The sequence below is a fragment of the Streptomyces sp. NPDC001927 genome, from assembly GCF_053594455.1.
In genome coordinates this window covers 223,587-244,883 of sequence record NZ_JBSFEN010000004.1, presented here as the reverse complement: position 1 = coordinate 244,883, position 21,297 = coordinate 223,587, and the positions used below count along the sequence as shown (strand labels likewise).

Here is a 21,297-nt window from a genome sequence, read left to right as displayed (position 1 = left end):
AAGATCGTCCGGGAGGAGGGACGTCGATGAGCACGAAGGACTTCGTCGAGAAGGACTACTACAAGGTTCTCGGCGTCCCCAAGGACGCCACCGACGCCGAGATCAAGAAGGCGTACCGGAAGCTCGCCCGCGAGAACCACCCGGACGCCAACAAGGGCGACACGAGCGCCGAGGCGCGCTTCAAGGAGATCTCCGAGGCGAACGACATTCTCGGTGACCCCAAGAAGCGCAAGGAGTACGACGACGCCCGCGCCCTCTTCGGCAACGGCGGCTTCCGCGCCGGGCCCGGCGGGCAGGGCGGCTCGTTCAACTTCGACCTGGGCGACCTCTTCGGCGGTGCCCAGGGCCCCGGCGGAGCCGGCGGCGGGGCGGGCGGCTTCGGCGGCGGCCTCGGCGACGTCTTCGGCGGACTGTTCAACCGGGGCGCGGGCGGCGGCGCGGGCACGCGCACGCAGCCGCGCCGCGGCCAGGACATCGAGTCCGAGGTGACGCTCAGCTTCACCGAGGCCGTGGACGGCGCCACGGTGCCGCTGCGGATGTCCTCCCAGGCGCCCTGCAAGGCCTGTTCGGGCACCGGCGACAAGAACGGCACGCCCCGCGTCTGCCCGACCTGCGTCGGCACCGGCCAGGTCTCGCGCGGCAGCGGCGGCGGCTTCTCGCTCACCGACCCGTGCGTGGACTGCAAGGGCCGCGGCCTGATCGCCGAGACCCCCTGTGAGGTCTGCAAGGGCAGCGGCCGCGCCAAGTCCTCCCGCACGATGCAGGTCCGCATCCCCGCCGGGGTCTCCGACGGGCAGCGGATCCGGCTGCGCGGCAAGGGCGCCCCGGGCGAGCGCGGCGGGCCGAACGGCGACCTGTACGTCGTGGTCCACGTCGACGCCCACCCGGTCTTCGGCCGCAAGGACGACAACCTGACCGTCACCGTGCCCGTCACCTTCGACGAGGCGGCGCTCGGCGGCGAGATCAAGGTGCCGACGCTCGGCGGCCCGGCGGTGACGCTGAAGCTGCCGGCCGGCACCCCCAACGGCCGGACGATGCGCGCCCGCGGCAAGGGCGCGGTCCGCAAGGACGGGACGCGCGGCGATCTGCTGGTGACGGTGGAGGTCGCGGTGCCCAAGGAGCTCGACGACAAGGCCCGCGAGGCCCTTGAGACCTACCGTCAGGCGACGGCGGGCGAGGACCCCAGGGCAGAGTTGTTCCAGGCCGCGAAGGGAGCTTGACCCGATGGACAGCCGACCGGGACGCAGCCGTAATCCGTACGAACTGACCGACGAGTCGCCGGTGTACGTCATCTCGGTGGCGGCCCAGCTCTCGGGCCTGCATCCGCAGACCCTGCGTCAGTACGACCGCCTCGGCCTGGTCTCGCCCGACCGCACGGCGGGCCGGGGCCGGCGCTACTCGGCCCGTGACATCGAACTGCTCCGCACGGTGCAGGCGTTGTCGCAGGACGAGGGCATCAACCTGGCGGGCATCAAGCGCATCATCGAGCTCGAGAACCAGGTGGCCGCGCTCCAGCAGCGCGTCGCCGAGCTGTCGGCGGCCGTCGAGGGCGCGGCGATGGCGATGCAGCAGCGCGAGGCGCAGGTCCACGCCTCGTACCGCCGCGACCTGGTCCCGTACCAGGACGTCCAGCAGGCGAGCGCGCTCGTGGTCTGGCGCCCGAAGCGCGGCGAATAGCCGAAAGCCGTTCACGCACGAAGCCCCCGCCACGGTCCGTGGCGGGGGCTTCGTCGTCGTGGGAGTACGGCTACGAGAGTCAGTGATCCTGCTCCAGAAGCCCGGACTGGGCGATGAGATAGCCGAGTTGGGCGCGGCTGCCGCTGCCGAGGGCGGAGGCGAGCTTGGCGATGTGGGCCCGGCAGGTCCGCACGTTCATGCCGAGCCGGCGCGCGATGGCCTCGTCGACGTGGCCCTCGACCAGGAGTTTGGCGATGGAGCGCTGGATGCCGCTGATGCCGTCCGTCTTGATGTCGTACGGGATCTCCTCGCGGATGGGAACCGCCAGCTGCCAGAACTGGTCGAAGACACCGACGAGGTACGCGACGATGCCCGGGTGCCGCAGCTCCAGGGCGACCTGCCGGTCGCTGCGCGCGGGGATGAAGGCGACCTCGCGGTCCACGATGATCAGCCGGTCGATGATCTCCTCGAGCGTGCGTACCTGCACCTCGGGGCCGACGTGTTCGAGGTAGGTGAGTGTGAGCTCGGTGTGGCGGGCGGTGTGCTGGTAGAGCGTGCGCATGTTGATGCCGCGGCCCAGGAGGGGGGAGACCCGCTCCAGCGCCTCGGCCAGGGCGTGCGCGGGCCGGCCGCCGCCGGGCTGGACGGTCAGGAGTTCCATGCGGCAGTTGGCGACGACCCGGTCGAGGGTGGCGTTGATCCGGCCGATGCCTTCGAGCACGGTGATGGCGTGCGTGGAGGGCTGGTCCTGCGCGGTGATCGACATGAACGGCTCGAAAGCGTCGGACAGCGCGACCGTCTGGCGTCGGCGCTCCAGAATCTCGCGCTCGATGGGCTGGAGAAGTTGTGCCAGCGCCGAGGAAGGCGGGATCGGTCGCATCCACTGGGCGTCGTCCGGGTCCGGGTGGAGGAGCGACAGATCGAGCAGGCAGGGCGTCTCGACAGCCTCTGACCGGGGTATTCGCCCCGTCCGCAGAGCGCTGGCGTAGAGCTCGGCGCCTGCCTTGCACAACTCTGCATGCGAATGGGGGTGGCCGGATTCGTCCGGTTGTTTCTGCATATGTACACCCCCAGGCTCCTGCATCTCAGGAACATGATGCATGGGTTTGGTGGTGGAAGCGCAGAGAGTAAGCCATCGTCTTAGACGCGGGGGGTTGGAGAAGACATATCTTCAAGTGAGGTTGCTCGGTGATGATGAAGAAGCTCATACGCGCGGTGGCCGGAGTCGCCTTCATCGCGGCCGCCACAGTGGGAGCGCTGGGGGCGGTACAGGACCCCGGTTGGCACTCGGAACCGGCGGGCACGCAGGTCGCCGCTGTTGCCGACCCGGGCTGGTCGTCGGCGCCCGCCGGCGTGAACGACCCCGGCTGGTCCCTCGTCGGCGCATGAACGTTCCCGACGACTCTCGTTTCCGCCGTGAGATGGCGGCTGCCTACCGTTCCGGGTGGCATTTCATCGACCTCGTCACCGCCGTGCCGCACGGTGGCGATTCGTTGATGGTCACCCTCTTCGGGGAGCCGATCATCATCAGGCGCGGAGACGACGAGGACATCCGAGCCTACCGATGCCTCCGGAAGCCCCGTGGCGCCCCACAGCCCGTCCGGTGTGCCATCCGTTACGGCATGATTTTCGTCAACCTCGACCAGCGTGACCACCAGTTGGTCGAGTCCGAGACCATCACCGCCACCCCCCGCAGTGCCTGAGCGGTTCCCCCGTCGTTCAAGATCGCTCAGGTACTTCCCCCACACAGCGGCGCCATCGCGGACCTGAAACGCGATGGCGCCGCTGTGCTGTGCCCGTGCGGGCGCCGGGAGCGGGGTCCGTAAGTCCGCCGTCACGCGCTACGCCCGGCCCATGGCCCGCGTCAGCGCGATCTCGATGACCACCCGGTCCGGGTTCGGTGCCGGGACGCGGCCGTAGCGGCTCGCGTAGCGGTCCACCGCGTCGGCGACGACGTCCGGCTCCGTACGGATGCGGGCCACGCCCTCCAGCGTCGCCCAGCGGCCCTTGTCCACCTGGCAGACCGCCACCCGCGCGCCGTCCGTGCCCGCCGCCAGGACGTTGGCGACCTTGTGGCTGTGCTTGTTGGTGATGACCCGGGCGATGCCGTTCTCGCCGCCCTCGGGGTCGTACGTCACGCCCACCGCCACCACGTGGGGGGTGCCGTCCGCGCGCGGGGTCGTCAGGGTGCACATGTGGTACTCGCGCCAGAAGCTGAGATACGAGTCGTCCGGGTTCCGCGGGTCAGTCGCCATGCCCGGAACCTACCCGTGGCAGAGCCCTGTGCGACACCTTGAGCGGAATGGACTCAACTTTGTGTACGCTGGATGAGTCATAGGAGTCTGAGGACCCTGCACAGCGGACGCCGAGGAGGAGACAGCGCACGTGGACGCCGAACTGACCAACAGGAGCCGGGACGCGCTCAACGCGGCCACCAGCCGCGCCGTGTCCGGCGGGCACGCCGACCTGACCCCCGCCCATCTTCTGCTCGCGCTCCTCGCGGGTCAGGACAACGAGAACATCACCGATCTGCTCGCCGCCGTCGAGGCCGACCAGGCCGCTGTACGGTCCGGAGCGGAGCGGCTGCTGGCCGCCCTGCCCAGCGTGACCGGATCCACGGTCGCGCCGCCGCAGCCCAACCGTGAGCTGCTCGCCGTCATCGCCGATGCGGCGAAGCAGGCCAAGGAGCTCGGGGACGACTACATCTCCACCGAGCACCTGCTCATCGGGATCGCGGCGAAGGGCGGACAGGCCGGCGAGGTACTGGCCCAGCAGGGGGCCGGTACGAAGAGGTTGCTCGACGCGTTCGAGAAGAGCAGGGGAGGGCGCCGGGTGACCACACCCGACCCGGAGGGTCAGTACAAGGCGCTGGAGAAGTTCGGTACGGACTTCACGGCGGCCGCGCGCGAGGGCAAGCTCGACCCGGTCATCGGGCGCGACCAGGAGATCCGGCGGGTCGTCCAGGTCCTCTCCCGCCGCACCAAGAACAACCCGGTCCTCATCGGCGAGCCCGGCGTCGGCAAGACCGCCGTCGTCGAGGGGCTCGCCCAGCGGATCGTGAAGGGCGACGTCCCCGAGTCGCTCCGGAACAAGCGCCTGGTTTCGCTCGACCTCGGCGCGATGGTCGCGGGCGCCAAGTACCGCGGCGAGTTCGAGGAACGCCTCAAGACCGTCCTCTCCGAGATCAAGGCCAGCGACGGCCAGATCATCACCTTCATCGACGAGCTGCACACCGTCGTCGGCGCGGGCGCCGGCGGCGACTCCGCCATGGACGCCGGCAACATGCTGAAGCCGATGCTGGCCCGCGGCGAGCTGCGCATGGTCGGCGCGACGACCCTCGACGAGTACCGGGAGCGGATCGAGAAGGACCCCGCCCTGGAGCGCCGCTTCCAGCAGGTCCTGGTCGCCGAGCCGAGCGTCGAGGACACCATCGCGATCCTGCGCGGACTCAAGGGCCGGTACGAGGCCCACCACAAGGTCCAGATCGCCGACTCCGCGCTCGTGGCCGCCGCGACCCTCTCCGACCGGTACATCACCTCCCGCTTCCTCCCCGACAAGGCCATCGACCTCGTCGACGAGGCCGCCTCCCGGCTCCGCATGGAGATCGACTCCTCGCCCCTGGAGATCGACGAGCTCCAGCGCTCCGTCGACCGGCTGCGCATGGAGGAGCTCGCCCTCAAGAACGAGACCGACGAGGCGAGCCGCCAGCGCCTGGAGAAGCTCCGCCGCGACCTCGCCGACCGCGAGGAGGAGCTGCGCGGCCTGACCGCCCGCTGGGAGAAGGAGAAGCAGTCCCTCAACCGGGTCGGCGAGCTCAAGGAGCAGCTGGACGAGCTGCGCGGCCGCGCCGAGCGGGCGCAGCGCGACGGCGACTTCGACACCGCCTCCCAGCTGCTCTACGGCGAGATCCCGGCCCTGGAGCGGGAGCTCGCGGAGGCCTCCGAGGCCGAGCAGGAGGTCGCGAAGGACACGATGGTCAAGGAGGAGGTCGGCCCCGACGACATCGCGGACGTGGTCGGCGCCTGGACCGGCATCCCCGCGGGCCGCCTCCTGGAGGGCGAGACGCAGAAGCTGCTGCGCATGGAGGACGAGCTCGGCAGGCGGCTGATCGGCCAGTCCGAGGCCGTACGGGCCGTCTCCGACGCCGTGCGCCGCACCCGTGCCGGGATCGCCGACCCGGACCGCCCCACCGGCTCCTTCCTGTTCCTCGGCCCCACCGGTGTCGGCAAGACGGAGCTGGCGAAGGCGCTCGCGGACTTCCTCTTCGACGACGAGCGGGCCATGGTCCGCGTCGACATGTCGGAGTACAGCGAGAAGCACTCCGTCGCCCGGCTCGTCGGCGCGCCCCCCGGCTACGTCGGCTACGAGGAGGGCGGCCAGCTCACCGAGGCGGTGCGCCGGCGGCCGTACAGCGTGGTGCTGCTCGACGAGGTGGAGAAGGCGCACCCGGAGGTCTTCGACATCCTGCTCCAGGTCCTCGACGACGGCCGGCTCACCGACGGGCAGGGCCGGACGGTGGACTTCCGCAACACCATCCTGATCCTCACCTCCAACCTGGGCAGCCAGTACCTGGTCGACCCCCTGATCGGCGAGGACGAGAAGAAGCAGCGGGTCCTGGAGGTGGTCAGGTCCTCCTTCAAGCCGGAGTTCCTCAACCGGCTGGACGACCTGGTGGTCTTCTCCGCCCTGGACAAGACCGAGCTGGGCCGGATCGCGCAGCTCCAGATCGACCGGCTCGCCAAGCGCCTCGCGGACCGCCGCCTCACCCTGGAGGTCACCCCCGAGGCCGTGGCCTGGCTCGCCGACGAGGGCATGGACCCGGCGTACGGCGCCCGGCCGCTGCGCCGGCTCATCCAGACCGCGATCGGCGACCGGCTCGCCAAGGAGATCCTCGCGGGCGAGGTCCGCGACGGCGACACGGTCCGGGTGGACCGCTTCGAGGACGGTCTGATCGTGGGCGCGGCGCAGTAGGTGGCCACGCGGTAGGCGGGTCGTACGGCGGTCAGGTGTCGAAGGCCTCAAGGCGTACGAGGACGGTGTCACCGTCCTCGTACGCCATCCCGACGTCCACGAACAGTGCGTCGCCGAACTTCGCCCACGAGCAGTCGGCGAACCCGGGCTTGCAGGTCAGCGCCGGTTCCCGGTTCGGGTAGACCTCCGCGAGCCACGGCTCGTACGCGGCGCGCTCCATCCGGAACTCGACCGTGACGATCGTGTCCTGGAACCCGCCCATCGTGCAGACCGGGCCCTGGGCGGCCTCGGGCAGGGTGCCGTGGGCGAACTCCATCGCCTTCCCGCAGGCGTACGGCTTCTGGTCGCCCATCTCGCTCAAAGCCATCGCGCCCCACACCACCAGGGCGATCGGTGCCCCGCACAGTACGGTCATGAGTGCGGACACCCAGACCCACGTCCACGCACGCGGCCGCACCGGCGGCACTTTCTTCGCTGTGTACTCCCCCATGCGCCCCGAGTTTGTCAGCCCGCAGCGGATCGCGGCAGGTGGGGCTTGCGCCGTACCGCCCGGCATGGGGGAGGATGGCGGCAACCGTACGAAGGGATATTCACGGTGAGCATCGACCCGTCCTCGATTCCGAATTTCGGGGGCCAGCCCCAGCCTCAGGCCGCAGGACCGGCGGGCCCCGTCGTCCCCGACCAGGACCTGGTCAAGCAGCTCCTGGACCAGATGGAGCTGAAGTACGTCGTCGACGACGAGGGTGACCTCGCGGCGCCGTGGGAGGAATTCCGCACGTACTTCATGTTCCGCGGCGAGGAGGACCAGCGTGTCTTCTCGGTGCGGACCTTCTACGACCGCCCGCACTCGGCGGACGACCGCGCCCGGATCCTCGACGCGATCGACGACTGGAACCGCCGCACCCTGTGGCCGAAGGTCTACACGCACCTGCACGAGGAGGAGGACGGCTCCGCCACCCTCCGCCTCATCGGCGAGGCCCAGATGCTGATCGGCACCGGCGTCGCCCTGGAGCACTTCGTGTCGTCGACCGTCAGCTGGGTCCGCGCCTCGATCGAGTTCGACAAGTGGCTCGTGGAGCAGTTCGGCCTGGAGTCCCCGGAGGACAAGTCCTCCGACGGCGACGAGGCCTGAGCCCGCACGGGCCCACGCGCCACCTTCACAGGGCCATCCGCGCGAGCGTCAGCGCGTACGCCCCGAAGCTGAACGAGAGCCCGGCCAGGCCCGCGATCACCACGATCGCGGCCCTGGGCCGGGCTTTCGTCAGTGCCTGGGCCAGCGGGATGAGCAGCGGGAACGCGGGGAGCAGGAAGCGCGGCTTGGACTCGAAGAAGCCGGAGCCGCCGACGGTGATGAGGACCAGGACGCCCGCGTAGACCAGGAGCGGCAGCGGCGGCCGCTCCGCCAGGGCGAGCAGCGCGAAGAGCAGCACCCCGGCGCCCGTGAACAGCAGCGCCGTCGCGAAGCCGAACTGCGTCGGCCCGCTCAGCATGTCCCGGACGAAGACCAGCGCGCCCTTCCCGAGGTCGAAGCGCGAGGTCCAGCCGTCCTGGACGGCGAAGTACCCGCCGAGCAGATCGCCGCGCCGCGCGCCCACCCAGAGCAGGTACGAGAGCCAGCCGAGCGGCGCGAGGGCGGCTCCCGCCCACATCCGGGCGGTGCCGCCGTCCCTGCGCCGGTACAGCGCGTACGCCGCCGCCACCAGGACCGCCGCCGCGACGGCGATCCCGTTGGGGCGGGCGAGCCCGGCCAGGGCGGCCAGGGCGCCGGCCCAGAGCCAGCGGTGGGTGAGGAGCGCGTACAGCGACCAGGCGGCCAGGGCCGTCATCAGCGGCTCGGTGTACGCCATCGACAGCACGATCGAGTGCGGCAGCAGGCCCCAGAGCAGGACGAGCAGCACGGCGGTCCGGCGGCCGTACAGCCGCTCGCCGATCAGGTAGATCCCCCAGGCCGCCGCGCCGGCCGACGTCCAGGACAGCAGCAGCCCGGCCGTGCCGCCCTCGACGGGCAGGACGGTCGTGACGGCGCGGACGAGCGCCGGGTAGAGCGGGAAGAAGGCGAGGTCGGACTGGACGACCCCGTCGGGCCAGTGGACCGTGTGGCCGTAGCCGTGCGCGGCGATCCGGGTGTACCAGCCGGAGTCCCAGGAGGTGGCGAGGAGCGCCCTGGGCGAGCGTCCGATGTGCCAGGCCCAGGCGGCGAGCACCAGCATTCCGGTCAGCCGCGCCGCCGCGAAGAGACCGAGCGCGGGCGCGGCCCGGTGCAGCGAGGCCCGCCAGCGGGGGACGCTCCGGACGGCGACGGTGGTCGGCGCCGGGCGGTCGAGAGTCTCGGCGGACAGGGTGCACCTCCGTGCGCACGGGAATCGGGATCGGCCCGACAAATCGGTCTACCCGACAATCCGGGGGGCGTGGAGGGGGCGCGCGCGAGCGTGGGGCCCACCCGGGTGAAAAAAACCGGGGTGCGGCGAGGCTCACCCCAGGAGGCTCGCGCGTCCCCTTCGTTCCGTCCGCCCCTCCCGTGAGCGTCAGCCCGCGAGGCCCTTGAGCCGGGAGACCGCCTCCTCGATCACATCGACGCGCTTGCAGAACGCGAAGCGGACGAAGGGCTCGCCCTCCGCGCGGTGGTCGTAGAAGACGGCGTTGGGGATGGCGACCACGCCCGCCCGCTCGGGCAGGGCCCGGCAGAAGGCGAAGCCGTCGGACTCGCCCAGCGGACGGATGTCGGTGGTGACGAAGTAGGTCCCGGCCGGCTTGTAGACGTCGAAGCCGGCCCGGGCGAGCCCGTCGCTCAGCAGATCGCGCTTGGCCGAAAGATCCGCGCGCAGGGAGTCGAAGTACGTGTCCGGCAGCCGCAGCGCCTCGGCGACGGCGTACTGGAACGGGCCGGAGGCCACGTACGTGAGGTACTGCTTCGCGGACCTGACGGCGGTGGTCAGCTCGGGGGACGCGGTGACCCAGCCGACCTTCCAGCCGGTGAACGAGAACGTCTTGCCGGCCGAGCCGATGGTGACCGTGCGTTCCCGCATCCCCGGCAGGCTCGCGATCGGCAGGTGCTCGGCGTCGTCGAAGACCAGGTGCTCGTACACCTCGTCGGTGACGACGAGCAGGTCGCGGGCGACGGCGAGCTCGGCGATCGCGGTCAGTTCGGCGCGGGTGAGGACGGTGCCGGTGGGGTTGTGCGGGGTGTTGAGCAGGATCAGCCGGGTCCGGTCGGTGACGGCGGCCCGCAGCTCGTCCAGGTCCAGGACGAAGCGTCCCTCGTGCGGGCGGAGCGTGACGGGGACGCGGGTGCCGCCCGCCATCGCGACGGAGGCGGCGTACGAGTCGTAGTACGGCTCCAGGGCGATCACCTCGTCGCCGGGCTCGACGAGGGCGAGCAGGGAGGCGGCGATGGCCTCGGTGGCGCCGGCCGTGACCAGGACCTCGGTGTCGGGGTCGTAGGCCAGGCCGTACCGCCTCAGCTGGTGCTCGGCGACGGCCGTGCGCAGCTCGGGGACGCCGGGGCCGGGCGGGTACTGGTTGCCGCGGCCGTCGCGCAGCGCCCGGACCGCCGCCTCGCGGATCTCCTCGGGGCCGTCGGTGTCCGGGAAGCCCTGCCCGAGGTTGATCGCCCCGGTCCTGGCGGCGAGCGCGGACATCTCGGCGAAGATCGTGGTGCCGAACTCGGCGAGCCGGCGGTTGAGCAGCGGTCGTGTCATGCCCGTCATCCTGGGCCGAAGCTCTGGACTTCCTCAAGTGCGCTTTGGCGTGTGCCGGACCGGGCATCCCCCACGCACAGAGACCTACGGGGGTGTCACAGATGGAAGTTCTGGTCGTGATGTTCATCGTCTTCGCCATCGCGCTGGGCGTGGTGTCGGCGACGCGCAGGGGGCGGGGCGGCAGGCGGCGTGGTGGCTGGTCGGACGGCGGCAGCGGTGGCGGCTGCGGCGGCGGGTCGTCCTGTGGCGGCGGTGGCGGCTGCGGCGGTGGAGGCGGCGGCGACTGACCGGGGGTGACGACTCGGAGGCGACTGTCACGGGGCAGTCGCCTCCGCGATCACGGGGTGCCCGGCGTTTCAACATCCGCCGGGCGCCTTCGTGTTGGAGCCCGAAAATCGGGTTTCTCAGAACAATTGAACTGTTGGGTCCCCGAAGGGGATGGAAACCACGGCAAGTTGGGTAAAAAGGCTGCGAGTCGCTCGAAGTCCGTGATTCCCTCGCTCTTGATAGAGACAGCCCTCGGACCGTGTGTGGACCCGAGCCGGCGATCCCCCACTCCCGTTGAACCCTTCTCCGGGGCGCCCCCGGCCCACCCGTCAAACCGTGTTTGCGGAGCCGACCCATGCTCACGACCCTGAAAACCTCCTATACCGACACACGTGCGGCCGATCTGGCCTGGGCGCTCGGGCGCGAGCCGCTGCCCGCCCTGGCCGTGCTCGACCTCGAACTGACCGGCGCCAAGCTGCAGTTGCGCCTGCTCGGCGCCTCCCATCAGGTGCTTCTGGAGGAAGAGGAGCGCCGTTGTTCGGAGACCGTCGCCTGTATGCCCGGCAGCAGTACGCCGCTGCCGCTGGGTGTCTCGAAGCGGATCGGCGGATGGGAGTACGAATTCGCCGCCCGCGTCGAGAAGCTCAACCACGGCTCCTTCGCGGGCCGCGCCCAGGAGTTGCTGGCGCTCGTCGCCGACCATCCCAACGGCCTCGCGGGGACGTTCCCCGGCTCCCCGCACGCCTTCACGGCGATGCTGGCGCAGCGCCACGAGGGCCAGGTGCGGTGGCGCACCTGGCACGCGTACCCGCAGGAAGGGCAGTTGGTGGTCACCCGGACGCAGATCGGCGTCCGTATGTCCGCCGCGCTGTAACGCGCCTCCCGTACGCCTCAGGTGCACTCGTGTGGGTGACAAGCGGCGACAGATGTGTGACGTAGCGTTACGAACATGATCGATCCGCCCCTGACCATGCCACCCAAGAGGGTGACGCGGCTGCCCGTTCGGCCGAGCACGGTGCGGTATCCGGTCCTCGTCGTCGTCTTCGTCTGCGCCGCCTGCGGTCTCGTCTACGAACTGGAACTGGTCGCACTTGCCTCGTACTTGATCGGCGACTCGGTCACGCAGGCCTCGGTCGTGCTCTCCGTGATGGTCTTCGCGATGGGCGTCGGCTCGCTGCTCGCCAAGCGGCTGCGCTGCCGTGCCGCCGTCGGCTTCGGCCTGGTCGAGTGCGGGCTCGCGCTGATCGGCGGCTGCTCGGCCCTCGTGCTGTACGCGGCCTTCGCCTGGGTGGGCGAGGCGCAGTACGTCCTGGTGGCGTTCTCGCTCGCCATCGGCGTCCTCATCGGCGCGGAGATCCCGCTCCTCATGTCCCTGATCCAGCGCGCGGAGTCGGCGCGTTCGGCGCGCCACCCCGGCGCGCGGGAGGCCGAACGGAAGGACAGCGCCGCCGACCCGGCCGGCACCGTCGCCGACCTCTTCGCCGCCGACTACGTGGGCGCGCTGGTCGGCGGCCTCGCCTTCCCGTTCCTGCTGCTGCCCTGGCTCGGCCAGCTCACCGGCGCGCTCGTCACCGGCGCGGTGAACGCGGTGGCGGGCGGCGGACTGGTGCTGTGGCTGTTCCGCCGCGACCTGACCAGCCGGTCCCGGGCGCTCCTGATCGGCACGAACCTGGCCGTCCTGGCCGTCCTCGCCACCGCCACCGTCCTCGTCGACGACTTCGAGGAGGCCGCGCGCCGCGCGGTGTACGGGGACAACGTGCGGGTCGCCGTGCGCACCGACCTCCAGGAGGTCGTCGTGACGGGGGAGCTCGGCAGCCCGCCGGACCTCTTCGTGAACGGCCGGCTGCGGGCCGGCGGCGCGGACGCCTCCCGGTACCACGAATCGCTGGTCCACCCGGCGATGAACGGGCCGCACGCGCGCGTGCTGATTCTCGGCGGTGGCGACGGCCTCGCCGCCCGTGAAGTGCTGCGCCACACCGGGGTCCGCTCGGTCACCGTCGTGGAGGCCGACCCCGGAGTCGCCCGGCTCGCCCGCACGCATCCGGACATCACCGCGCTCAACGGCCGCGCGCTGAGCGACCCGCGGGTCCGGGTCGCCTTCGCGGACGCCTTCCGCTGGCTGCGCGAGGCGGCGACGACAGGGCCGGACGGGGCAGGCGCGTCGGGCAGGCCGGGCGGGGCGGGGGTGGGTGACGGGCCGCGCGAGCGGTACGACGTGGTGATCTCCGACCTCCCCGACCCGGGCATCTCGGCCGGGGCCAAGCTGTACTCGGAGGAGTTCTACGGCCTGGCCGCCCGGGTCCTCGCCGACGACGGGCGGCTCGTCGTGCACGCCGGTTCGGCCGCCGCCTCCCCCCGTACGTACTGGACCGTCGACTCCACCCTCCGCGCGGCCGGCTTCGCGACCCGCCCCTACAGCGCGCACGGCCGCGGGGCGCGCCTCGCCGCGGGCCCCGACCGGGCGGACCGCTCGGGCGGTACGGACACGGAGGCGGCGGACGCCGGGGCGGCCGACTGGGGGTACCTGCTGGCGGCGGCGGGCACCTACCCGCCCGACCTCGCCCTCCCCGCCGACACGCCCCCGCTGCGCTCCCTGACGGCCGGCGCCCTGCTGACGGGCGCCCGGGCCGTCGAGCGCACCCGGGACGAGCGGGCCGCCCCACCGCCGCCGTCGACGCTGGTCCACCCGCGCTACGGCGGTTGAGGGCGCGGGAACAGGCGACGGCGGCGCCCGGGCTGAGTAGGCTCGGCTTCCATGGAGCATGAGGTGTTCGTTCCGGTACCGGCCGAGGTTCTCCGCAAGACCCTGACGGACCCCGCACGGGTGGCGCGCTGCGTCCCCGGCCTCCAGCAGGACGCCGACGCGAAGGCGGGTCCGCTCGCGGGCCGGCTGAGGATCCGCGCCGGCGGGCACACGATCACCTACCAGGGCGTGTTCCAGCTGGCGGAGCAGAGCGGGGTCGTCGCGGTCGAGGGCAAGGGCACCGAGGTCCGCGGCAAGGGCTCGGTACGGCTCTCCCTGGCGATCGCGCTCACCCCGGTGGCCGACGGGACGACGCTCACCTTCACCGGCACGGTGAAGCCGGAGGGCCGGCTCGCCGACCTTCCGGAGGAGGCGCGGGAGTCGGCGGCGCAGCGGCTGATCGAGAGGTTCACGTCGTCGCTGGCGGCGGCCGCGGCCGCGGAGAAAGGTTCTGGGGACGCCGAGGCGGCCTCCGGCACGGACGTGGTCCCCACCGCCGACGCCGAGGTCGACCTCGACTCCGAACTCGACGACGAGGCCGACAGTGACAGCGACGGCGTCGACGACGGCGTGGAGGAGCCCGAGCCCCACCAGGCCGAGCCGTCGTCCTCGTCCGTCTTCGAGACGCCCGTCCCCCCGCCCTCCCTCGACCCGTTCCAGGGCGGCGACTTCGAGGGCGAGACGCCCGTCGAGTACCCCGCCGAACCCCCCGCCGCCGAGGCCGCGCACGCCCGGCGGACGATGATCGGGCGGAGTGCCGAGGAGGTCGACCACGCGCCGCCGCGCGGCCGTTACGCCCCCGTCCCGGCCCCGGAGGCCAGCACGGCGGGCGCCACGCTGCGCTGGATCGCCCCCGCCGCGGCCCTCGCGATCGCCTCCGCGGTGGTCGTCGGCCGGGCGCTGCGCCGCCGGCGCTGATCCCCGTCTACTGTCGGGGCGTGAGCAAGCAGACGCGACTGACGGCGGGCGACGCCGAGTTGACCATCAACCCCGACAACGGCTGCCGGATCGAGAGCCTGCGCATCGGCGGCAGGGAGCTGCTGCGCCAGGGCGAGCGGTACGGCTGCTTCCCGATGGTGCCCTGGTGCGGGCGGATCGAGCTGGGCCAGTTCCGCAACGGCGGCGAGAAGCACCAGATGCCCCTCAACTCCCCGCCGCACGCCATCCACGGCACCGGCCGCGACACCGTCTGGAAGGCCGCCAGGACGGCGGACGCCGACGGGGCGCGCACGGCGGCGTTCACCTATGAGCTCGGGGACCCGTGGCCGTACTCCGGCCGGGTCACCCAGACCTTCGCACTCACCGAGGACGCGCTCACGCTCCAGCTCGGTGTGGAGACGTACGACGACTCCTTCCCGGCCCAGGCCGGCTGGCACCCCTGGTTCAACCGGACCCTCGACGGCGGCGCTCCCGTGCGGCTCGACTTCACGCCCGCGTGGCAGGAGGAGCGGGGCGAGGACCACCTCCCCACCGGGCGGCGGATCGGCCCCACCCCCGGCCCCTGGGACGACTGCTTCGGGATGCCGGACGGCGTCGAGGCCACGCTCACCTGGCCGGAGCAGCTGGAGCTGAAGGTGACCAGCCGCGCCGAGTGGGTCGTGGTCTACGACGAGCAGGAGGCCGCGGTCTGCGTGGAGCCCCAGTCCGGCCCCCCGAACGGCCTGAACACGCTCCCGCGCTACGTGACCCCGATCGATCCGCTGGAGATCACGGCGACCTGGGCCTGGCGGCGGCTCTGAGCTCATGAGCTTTAAGCTCATGAGCATGACTGACGTACGCGCTGACCTGCTCCAGCAGATCAAGGACAAGGCCGTGGTGCACGGCAAGGTGACCCTCTCCTCGGGTCTGGAGGCCGACTACTACGTCGACCTGCGCCGGATCACGCTGGACGGTGCCGCCTCTCCGCTCGTCGGTCAGGTCATGCTCGACCTGACCGCCGACCTGGAGTTCGACGCCGTGGGCGGCCTGACGCTCGGCGCCGACCCGGTCGCGACGGCGATGCTGCACGCCTCCGCCGCCCAGGGGAAGCGCCTGGACGCCTTCGTCGTCCGTAAGGCCGCCAAGGCCCACGGCATGCAGCGCCAGGTCGAGGGCCCGGACATCAAGGGCCGTCGGGTCCTGATCGTCGAGGACACCTCCACCACCGGCGGCTCCCCTCTGACCGCCGTCGAGGCGGCGCGCGCGGCCGGCGCCGAGGTCGTGGCGGTCGCGACGATCGTGGACCGGGCGACGGGCGCGGGCGAGAAGATCAGCACCACCGCGGGCGTGCCGTACCTCTACGCCTTCGCGCTGGACGAGCTGGGTCTCGCCTGAATCGACGCCGAGCGATCGACGGGTGGTCGACGCAGAGTGACCGAGGCGAAGTCGTGACTTAGGTCCCGGGACCGCCCGGAAGCGGCCCTGACCTGGGGATTCGACTGGGGGCGGAGTGTTTCACGTGAAACGCTCCGCCCCTTCGTCCTGGTGTCCGGGGGAGAGTCTGGAAAGATGGGCCCCGACGATGACGTCGCCCCAGGTCAGGGTCCAGTAACGCACCCACCCGCACATCACAAGGAGCGGACGAATGCCCATCGCAACCCCCGAGGTCTACAACGAGATGCTCGACCGGGCGAAGGCAGGCAAGTTCGCCTACCCGGCCATCAACGTGACCTCCTCCCAGACCCTGCATGCCGCCCTGCGTGGCTTCGCGGAGGCCGAGAGCGACGGCATCATCCAGATCTCGACCGGTGGCGCCGAGTTCCTGGGCGGCCAGCACAACAAGGACATGGTCACGGGCGCCGTCGCCCTGGCCGAGTTCGCGCACATCGTCGCCGCCAAGTACGACATCACGGTCGCGCTGCACACCGACCACTGCCCGAAGGACAAGCTGGACGGCTACGTCCGCCCGCTGCTCGACATCTCCGCCGAGCGCGTCAAGGCCGGTCAGAACCCGCTCTTCCAGTCGCACATGTGGGACGGCTCCGCCGAGACCCTCGCCGACAACCTGGCCATCGGCCAGGAGCTGCTCGCCAAGGCCGCCGCCGCCAAGATCATCCTCGAGGTCGAGATCACCCCGACCGGTGGCGAGGAGGACGGCGTCAGCCACGAGATCAACGACGAGCTGTACACCACCGTCGACGACGCGATCCGCACCGCCGAGGCCCTGGGCCTGGGCGAGAAGGGCCGCTACCTGCTGGCCGCCTCCTTCGGCAACGTGCACGGCGTCTACAAGCCGGGCAACGTCGTCCTCCGCCCCGAGCTGCTCAAGGACCTGCAGGCGGGCGTCGCCGAGCGCTTCGGCAAGGCCAACCCGTTCGACTTCGTCTTCCACGGCGGCTCCGGCTCCACCGCCGAGGAGATCGCCACCGCGCTGGAGAACGGCGTCGTGAAGATGAACCTCGACACCGACACCCAGTACGCCTTCACCCGCCCGGTCGTGGACCACATGTTCCGCAACTACGACGGCGTCCTGAAGGTCGACGGCGAGGTCGGCAAGAAGTCCACCTACGACCCGCGCACCTGGGGCAAGCTCGCGGAGGCCGGCATGGCCACCCGCGTGGCTGAGGCGTGCGCGGCGCTGCGCTCGACCGGCACGAAGCTGAAGTAAGCACGGTCAGTCCGTTGACGGAGGGCCCGGCACCCGTGTGGTGCCGGGCCCTCCGTGTCTCCAGCCCTTCAGGGAGGTCCGAGTGACGACGACGAGGTACGACTTCGACCGTGAGATAGCCCGGCAGGGCACCTGGTCGGTCCAGTGGGACGGCATCGCGGACCGCTTCGGGGTCTCCGACCTGCTCCCGTTCACCATCTCCGACATGGACTTCGCCTCCCCGTCGGAGGTCTTGAGCGCGCTGAAGGAACGGGTCGAGCACGGGGTGTTCGGCTACACCGACTGGCGCCTCGGCGAGTTCCGGGCGGCGATACGGGACTGGTACGCGACCCGGCACGACACCGCGCTCGACATCGAGACGCTGGTCTACGCGCCGTCCGTCCTGAGCCAGCTCTCGCAGCTCCTCCAGATGTGGACCGAGCCCGGCGACGGGGTGGTCGTGCACACCCCGACGTACGACGGCTTCCGCAAGGCGATCACCGGTCTGGGGCGCGAGCTGCGGGGCGTACCGGTCGGGGACCTCGGGGCGCTGGAGGCGGAGCTGGCGCGGCCGGACAGCCGGATGCTGCTGCTCTGCTCGCCGCACAACCCGACGGGGCGGGTCTGGCGGGAGGAGGAGCTCGCGGAGTTCGCGCGGCTCGCCGAGCGCCACGGGGTCGCGGTCGTCAGCGACGAGATCCACGCGGACCTGGTGACCGACGGCCACCGCCACCTCCCCTGGCTCCGGTTCGCCGAGCCGGGCCGGGGCCGCCGGTGGGCGCTGATCACCTCCGGTACCAAGGCCTTCAATTTCCCGGCGCTGAGCGGTTCGTACGGGGTCATCGGCGACCCGGACGAGCGGGAGGAGTTCATCCGCCGGATGCAGACGGGCGAGGGCCTCGCCTCCCCGGCGGTGCTCTCGCTGACCGCCCACATCGCCGCGTACCGGCACGGCGGTGCATGGCTGGACGAGCTGCGGGCGTACGTGGCGGGCACGATGCGGATGGTCGAGGAGCGGCTCAGGGAGGGCCTGCCGGGCGTCATCTGGACGCCCCCGGAGGCCGGCTACCTGGCCTGGATCGACCTGCGCCCGCTCGGCATCGACGACACCGTGCTCCAGCTCGACCTGGTGGAGACCGAGAAGGTCGCGATCATGCCGGGCACGGTCTACGGCCAACCCGGCTTCGTCCGCCTGAACGTCGGCTGCCCCCGGAAGAAGGCGGAGCGGGGGGTGGACGCGCTGGTACGCGCGGCGACGCGGCTTCGGACGACCTGACGCTCCGGGTGACCTGACGCTTCTGGCGATCTGACGTGCACGGGTCCGCCCCCGCGAGGACCATGGCAGGCATGGACATCCGGCTGAGTTCCCGGACCGGGCGGTGGATCGTGTTCACCACCGTGCTCGGTTCGGGGATGGCGTTGCTCGACTCGACCGTCGTCAACGTCGCCCTGCCGCACATCGGCGAGGACCTCGACGCCGACATGGCCGTGCTCCAGTGGACCGTCAACGCCTACATGCTCACCCTCGCCGGGCTGATCCTGCTCGGCGGGGCGCTGGGGGACCGGTACGGGCGGCGGCGGGTGTTCGTCATCGGGATCGTGTGGTTCGCCGCCGCCTCGCTGCTGTGCGGGCTCGCGCCGAACGCCGGGATCCTGATCGCCGCCCGCGCCCTCCAGGGCGTCGGCGGCGCGCTGCTCACCCCGGGCTCGCTCGCGCTGATCCAGGCGAGCTTCCACCCGGACGACCGGGCCAAGGCTGTCGGGCTCTGGTCCGGTTTCGGCGGGGTCGGCGCGGCGATCGGGCCGTTCGTCGGCGGCTGGCTGGTCGACGGGCCGGGCTGGCGGTGGGTGTTCCTGCTGAACGTGCCGCTGGCCGTGCTCTGCGTGCCCGTCGCGCTGCGGCACGTGCCCGAGTCGCGCGACGAGTCCGCCCACGGCCGCTTCGACGTCCTCGGCGCGTTCCTGGGGGCCGCCGCGCTCGCCCTCGTGACGTACGCGCTGATCGCCGAGGCGTGGTGGGCCGGCGGGCTCGGGCTCCTGACCGGGGCGGCGTTCGTCGTCCTGGAGCGGCGCCGCGAGGAGCCGATGGTGCCGCCGTCGATCTTCGCGTCGCGCCAGTTCACCGTGGTCAACCTGGTGACCCTGTGCGTGTACGCGGCGCTCGGCGGCTTCTTCTTCCTGGCCGCCCTCCAGCTCCAGGTGGTCTCCGGCTACTCCGCGCTCGCCGCGGGGACCGCCATGCTGCCCACGACCGTCCTGATGCTGCTGCTCTCGGCCAAGTCGGGCGAGCTGGGGGAGAAGATCGGGCCCCGGATCCCGCTGACCGTGGGGCCGCTGCTGTGCGCGGTCGGGATGCTCCTGATGCTGCGGGTCGGCGAGGACGCCTCGTACGTCTGGGACGTGCTGCCGGCCATGGCCGTGCTCGGCCTCGGCCTGACCGCCCTGGTGGCCCCGCTGACCGCGACCGTCCTCTCCTCCGTCGACGTGGCGCGGGCGGGCCTGGCCAGCGGGATCAACAACGCGGCGGCGCGCGCGGCCGGCCTCCTCGCGGTCGCCGCCCTGCCCGCGCTCGCGGGCATGGGCCCGGAGGCGTACCGCTCGGCGGAGGAGTTCGGGGAGACGTTCCGCAAGGCCATGCCGATGTGTGCCGGGCTGATGGTGGCCGGCGCGGTCCTGGCCTGGGCGACCGTGCGGAAGCCGGCCGTCGAGGCGGACTGCCACCCCGAGTGCAAGGTCCACTGCGGGGTCACCTCGCCCCCGCTGGACCCGGGGGAACAGAAGGCCGAGCGAGATCGGTGACGGTCCGCTGAGGCAGACTTGGCCCATGGCCATCCACGAGAACCTGCTGGGGGGACCCGCCCCCACCCACCTGCCCGACGATCCGGAGCCGCGCGAGCTGCTCGCGGCCGGCACGGCGCCGGCGGACGTCGCCGCGAAGTACCCGACGTCCTCGCTGGCCTGGGCCCAGCTCGCCGACGAGGCGTTCGAGGGCGGCCGCGTCGTCGAGTCGTACGCGTACGCCCGTACCGGCTACCACCGCGGCCTGGACGCGCTGCGCCGCAGCGGCTGGAAGGGCCACGGCCCGGTGCCGTGGGAGCACGAGCCGAACCGCGGCTTCCTGCGGGCCCTGCACGCGCTGGCGCGCGCGGCCGGGGAGATCGGCGAGAAGGACGAGTACGAGCGCTGCTCGACCTTCCTGCGGGACTCCTCGCAGACGGCCGCCGAGACCCTCGGCTGACCCACGGCGTACGGCACACCAACGCACGTACAACCCACGTGCAACGCACGAACAACGCACGTACGACGCGCCGCGCGGCCCCCGGTCGCGCGGCGCGTTTCGTTCGATGGTGTTCGAAGAGGCCGGTACGATCCTTCGGTCCGTTGTACCGAGAGCAGCCGGCGCAGAGGCCCCACCCTCTTCCCCCCAACCGGCCGACGCAGGGGAGAAGTCTGTCTTGGGCAAGCGCGCCGCCGCACCCACCGGCCGGGGACGAAGTCAGAGCCGGCGCCGACGACGCCGCAGCCCTCTGGGCCGGCTCGTCCTGCCGGCCCTCGCGCTCGCCACGCTCGCCCTCGGCGGCGGCGCCGCCCTCGCCCACTACAACGGCGCCGGGGACACCGGCCCGAGCGACGCCGACACCAAGGCCGCCGAAAGCCTGACCCCCGAGCCGACCACGGCCGCCCCCACCACGCCCAAGGCCACCACCCCGACCCCGGCGCGGACCACCGCCAAGCCGAAGCCGCCGCCCAAGCCGAAGCCCCAGCCGAAGGTGCCCGAGAGCGGCCCCGGCACGTTCGAGTCGGCCGGGTCCTCCGGCGCGCCCGTCGGCACCGGCGGCACCCTGCGCCGCTACCGCGTCCAGGTGGAGGACGGCATCGACGTCTCCGCCGCCGAGGCGGCCGCCGAGATCGAGCGGATCCTGGCCCACCCGCGCGGCTGGGCCGCGCACGGCCGGGGCCGGTTCCAGCTGGTCACCGAGAACGCCGACTTCGTCATCCGGATCGCCACCCCGACGACCGCCGACCGGCTCTGTCTCGCCGTGGGCCTCAACACCCGCGGGGAGCTGAACTGCGAGACCACCCAGGGCGTCGTGGTGAACCTGAAGCGCTGGTTGCTGGGCTCGCCGACGTTCACCGGGACCCCCGCCGAGTACCGGCATCTGATCATCAACCACGAGGTCGGGCACGAGATCGGCCTCCGGACCCACATGACCTGTCCGGGTGCGGGGAAGCTCGCGCCGGTGATGATGCAGCAGATCAAGGGGCTCAAGGGCTGCCGTTCGAACGCATATCCGTATGACGAAGACGGGAGCTACATCGAGGGCCCGATCGTGCCATGATGCGCAGGGGACCGCGTGCGACGAAGCGTGCGGCCC

At 71.8% G+C, this 21,297-nt stretch carries 22 protein-coding genes; 17 read left to right on the top strand and 5 right to left on the bottom strand.

What is annotated here, in order from left to right; genetic code table 11:
* Nucleotides 1-26: 26 nt before the first annotated feature.
* Together dnaJ and ACWCO8_RS11655 are read left to right on the top strand one after the other, a co-directional pair.
* Complete coding sequence (gene dnaJ / locus ACWCO8_RS11660) at nucleotides 27-1,220, top strand: molecular chaperone DnaJ (protein ID WP_362005795.1); 1,194 nt, start codon at nucleotides 27-29, stop codon at nucleotides 1,218-1,220.
* 4 nt (nucleotides 1,221-1,224) lie between these two features.
* Entirely contained in the window at nucleotides 1,225-1,677 is a 453-nt protein-coding gene (locus ACWCO8_RS11655; RefSeq protein WP_362005797.1) for a heat shock protein transcriptional repressor HspR, read from the top strand.
* A 79-nt stretch (nucleotides 1,678-1,756) separates the two neighbouring features.
* Here ACWCO8_RS11655 and ACWCO8_RS11650 read toward each other — a convergent pair whose 3' ends face one another.
* Nucleotides 1,757-2,737: a helix-turn-helix transcriptional regulator gene (locus ACWCO8_RS11650; RefSeq protein WP_362005800.1), complete on the bottom strand. Its 981-nt coding sequence runs from the start codon at nucleotides 2,735-2,737 to the stop codon at nucleotides 1,757-1,759.
* Between the two features lie 131 nt (nucleotides 2,738-2,868).
* On the opposite strand from ACWCO8_RS11650, the gene ACWCO8_RS11645 reads away from it, so the two are divergent.
* Both ACWCO8_RS11645 and ACWCO8_RS11640 read left to right on the top strand, forming a co-directional pair.
* The gene (locus ACWCO8_RS11645) at nucleotides 2,869-3,066 is read left to right on the top strand and encodes a hypothetical protein (protein ID WP_362005803.1); all 198 of its coding nucleotides are present in this window, start codon (nucleotides 2,869-2,871) and stop codon (nucleotides 3,064-3,066) included.
* Entirely contained in the window at nucleotides 3,063-3,380 is a 318-nt protein-coding gene (locus tag ACWCO8_RS11640) for a (2Fe-2S)-binding protein (RefSeq protein ID WP_362005805.1), read from the top strand. The genes ACWCO8_RS11645 and ACWCO8_RS11640 overlap by 4 nt, the downstream gene beginning before the upstream one ends.
* A gap of 138 nt (nucleotides 3,381-3,518) precedes the next feature.
* Here ACWCO8_RS11640 and ACWCO8_RS11635 read toward each other — a convergent pair whose 3' ends face one another.
* A complete protein-coding gene (locus tag ACWCO8_RS11635; RefSeq protein ID WP_451032094.1) occupies nucleotides 3,519-3,932 on the bottom strand; it encodes a pyridoxamine 5'-phosphate oxidase family protein in 414 nt (137 codons plus the stop codon).
* 130 nt (nucleotides 3,933-4,062) lie between these two features.
* Here ACWCO8_RS11635 and clpB point away from each other — a divergent pair, with 130 nt between their 5' ends.
* A complete protein-coding gene (clpB, locus tag ACWCO8_RS11630; RefSeq protein WP_451032093.1) occupies nucleotides 4,063-6,648 on the top strand; it encodes an ATP-dependent chaperone ClpB in 2,586 nt (861 codons plus the stop codon).
* 31 nt (nucleotides 6,649-6,679) lie between these two features.
* Here the strand turns inward: clpB and ACWCO8_RS11625 are convergent, their stop codons facing one another.
* Nucleotides 6,680-7,063: a hypothetical protein gene (locus ACWCO8_RS11625; RefSeq protein ID WP_451032092.1), complete on the bottom strand. Its 384-nt coding sequence runs from the start codon at nucleotides 7,061-7,063 to the stop codon at nucleotides 6,680-6,682.
* Between the two features lie 180 nt (nucleotides 7,064-7,243).
* Here ACWCO8_RS11625 and ACWCO8_RS11620 point away from each other — a divergent pair, with 180 nt between their 5' ends.
* Nucleotides 7,244-7,780 (top strand): type III secretion system chaperone family protein, encoded by a 537-nt coding sequence (locus ACWCO8_RS11620; RefSeq protein WP_362005813.1) that lies wholly within the window; start codon nucleotides 7,244-7,246, stop codon nucleotides 7,778-7,780.
* A 25-nt stretch (nucleotides 7,781-7,805) separates the two neighbouring features.
* Here the strand turns inward: ACWCO8_RS11620 and ACWCO8_RS11615 are convergent, their stop codons facing one another.
* On the bottom strand, nucleotides 7,806-9,029 hold the full coding sequence (locus ACWCO8_RS11615; RefSeq protein WP_451032091.1) for a hypothetical protein: 1,224 nt from the start codon (nucleotides 9,027-9,029) through the stop codon (nucleotides 7,806-7,808).
* Nucleotides 9,030-9,173: 144 nt separating this feature from the next.
* Entirely contained in the window at nucleotides 9,174-10,355 is a 1,182-nt protein-coding gene (locus tag ACWCO8_RS11610) for a pyridoxal phosphate-dependent aminotransferase (protein ID WP_451032090.1), read from the bottom strand.
* Nucleotides 10,356-10,447: 92 nt separating this feature from the next.
* Between ACWCO8_RS11610 and ACWCO8_RS11605 the strand changes: the two genes are divergently transcribed.
* The 11 genes from ACWCO8_RS11605 (at nucleotide 10,448) to ACWCO8_RS11555 (ending at nucleotide 21,261) form a co-directional block, all read left to right on the top strand.
* Nucleotides 10,448-10,633: a hypothetical protein gene (locus ACWCO8_RS11605; RefSeq protein ID WP_451032089.1), complete on the top strand. Its 186-nt coding sequence runs from the start codon at nucleotides 10,448-10,450 to the stop codon at nucleotides 10,631-10,633.
* Nucleotides 10,634-10,968: 335 nt separating this feature from the next.
* Nucleotides 10,969-11,487 (top strand): DUF2617 family protein, encoded by a 519-nt coding sequence (locus ACWCO8_RS11600; RefSeq protein WP_384503076.1) that lies wholly within the window; start codon nucleotides 10,969-10,971, stop codon nucleotides 11,485-11,487.
* A gap of 75 nt (nucleotides 11,488-11,562) precedes the next feature.
* Nucleotides 11,563-13,317 carry a polyamine aminopropyltransferase gene (locus tag ACWCO8_RS11595; RefSeq protein WP_451032088.1) on the top strand — a complete coding sequence of 585 codons (1,755 nt, stop codon included), beginning with the start codon at nucleotides 11,563-11,565 and terminating at the stop codon, nucleotides 13,315-13,317.
* Between the two features lie 51 nt (nucleotides 13,318-13,368).
* Nucleotides 13,369-14,274: an SRPBCC domain-containing protein gene (locus ACWCO8_RS11590; RefSeq protein WP_451032087.1), complete on the top strand. Its 906-nt coding sequence runs from the start codon at nucleotides 13,369-13,371 to the stop codon at nucleotides 14,272-14,274.
* Nucleotides 14,275-14,294: 20 nt separating this feature from the next.
* Entirely contained in the window at nucleotides 14,295-15,095 is an 801-nt protein-coding gene (locus tag ACWCO8_RS11585; protein ID WP_451032086.1) for an aldose epimerase family protein, read from the top strand.
* A 25-nt stretch (nucleotides 15,096-15,120) separates the two neighbouring features.
* Entirely contained in the window at nucleotides 15,121-15,669 is a 549-nt protein-coding gene (gene pyrE, locus ACWCO8_RS11580) for an orotate phosphoribosyltransferase (RefSeq protein WP_315894058.1), read from the top strand.
* A 250-nt stretch (nucleotides 15,670-15,919) separates the two neighbouring features.
* A complete protein-coding gene (gene fbaA, locus ACWCO8_RS11575; protein ID WP_362005831.1) occupies nucleotides 15,920-16,942 on the top strand; it encodes a class II fructose-bisphosphate aldolase in 1,023 nt (340 codons plus the stop codon).
* 82 nt (nucleotides 16,943-17,024) lie between these two features.
* Nucleotides 17,025-18,197 (top strand): MalY/PatB family protein, encoded by a 1,173-nt coding sequence (locus ACWCO8_RS11570; RefSeq protein WP_451032085.1) that lies wholly within the window; start codon nucleotides 17,025-17,027, stop codon nucleotides 18,195-18,197.
* Nucleotides 18,198-18,268: 71 nt separating this feature from the next.
* Entirely contained in the window at nucleotides 18,269-19,720 is a 1,452-nt protein-coding gene (locus ACWCO8_RS11565) for an MFS transporter (protein ID WP_451032084.1), read from the top strand.
* Between the two features lie 25 nt (nucleotides 19,721-19,745).
* Entirely contained in the window at nucleotides 19,746-20,159 is a 414-nt protein-coding gene (locus tag ACWCO8_RS11560) for a DUF3151 domain-containing protein (protein WP_362005839.1), read from the top strand.
* Nucleotides 20,160-20,376: 217 nt separating this feature from the next.
* The gene (locus ACWCO8_RS11555; RefSeq protein WP_451032083.1) at nucleotides 20,377-21,261 is read left to right on the top strand and encodes a DUF3152 domain-containing protein; all 885 of its coding nucleotides are present in this window, start codon (nucleotides 20,377-20,379) and stop codon (nucleotides 21,259-21,261) included.
* The last annotated feature ends 36 nt before the right edge of the window (nucleotides 21,262-21,297 follow it).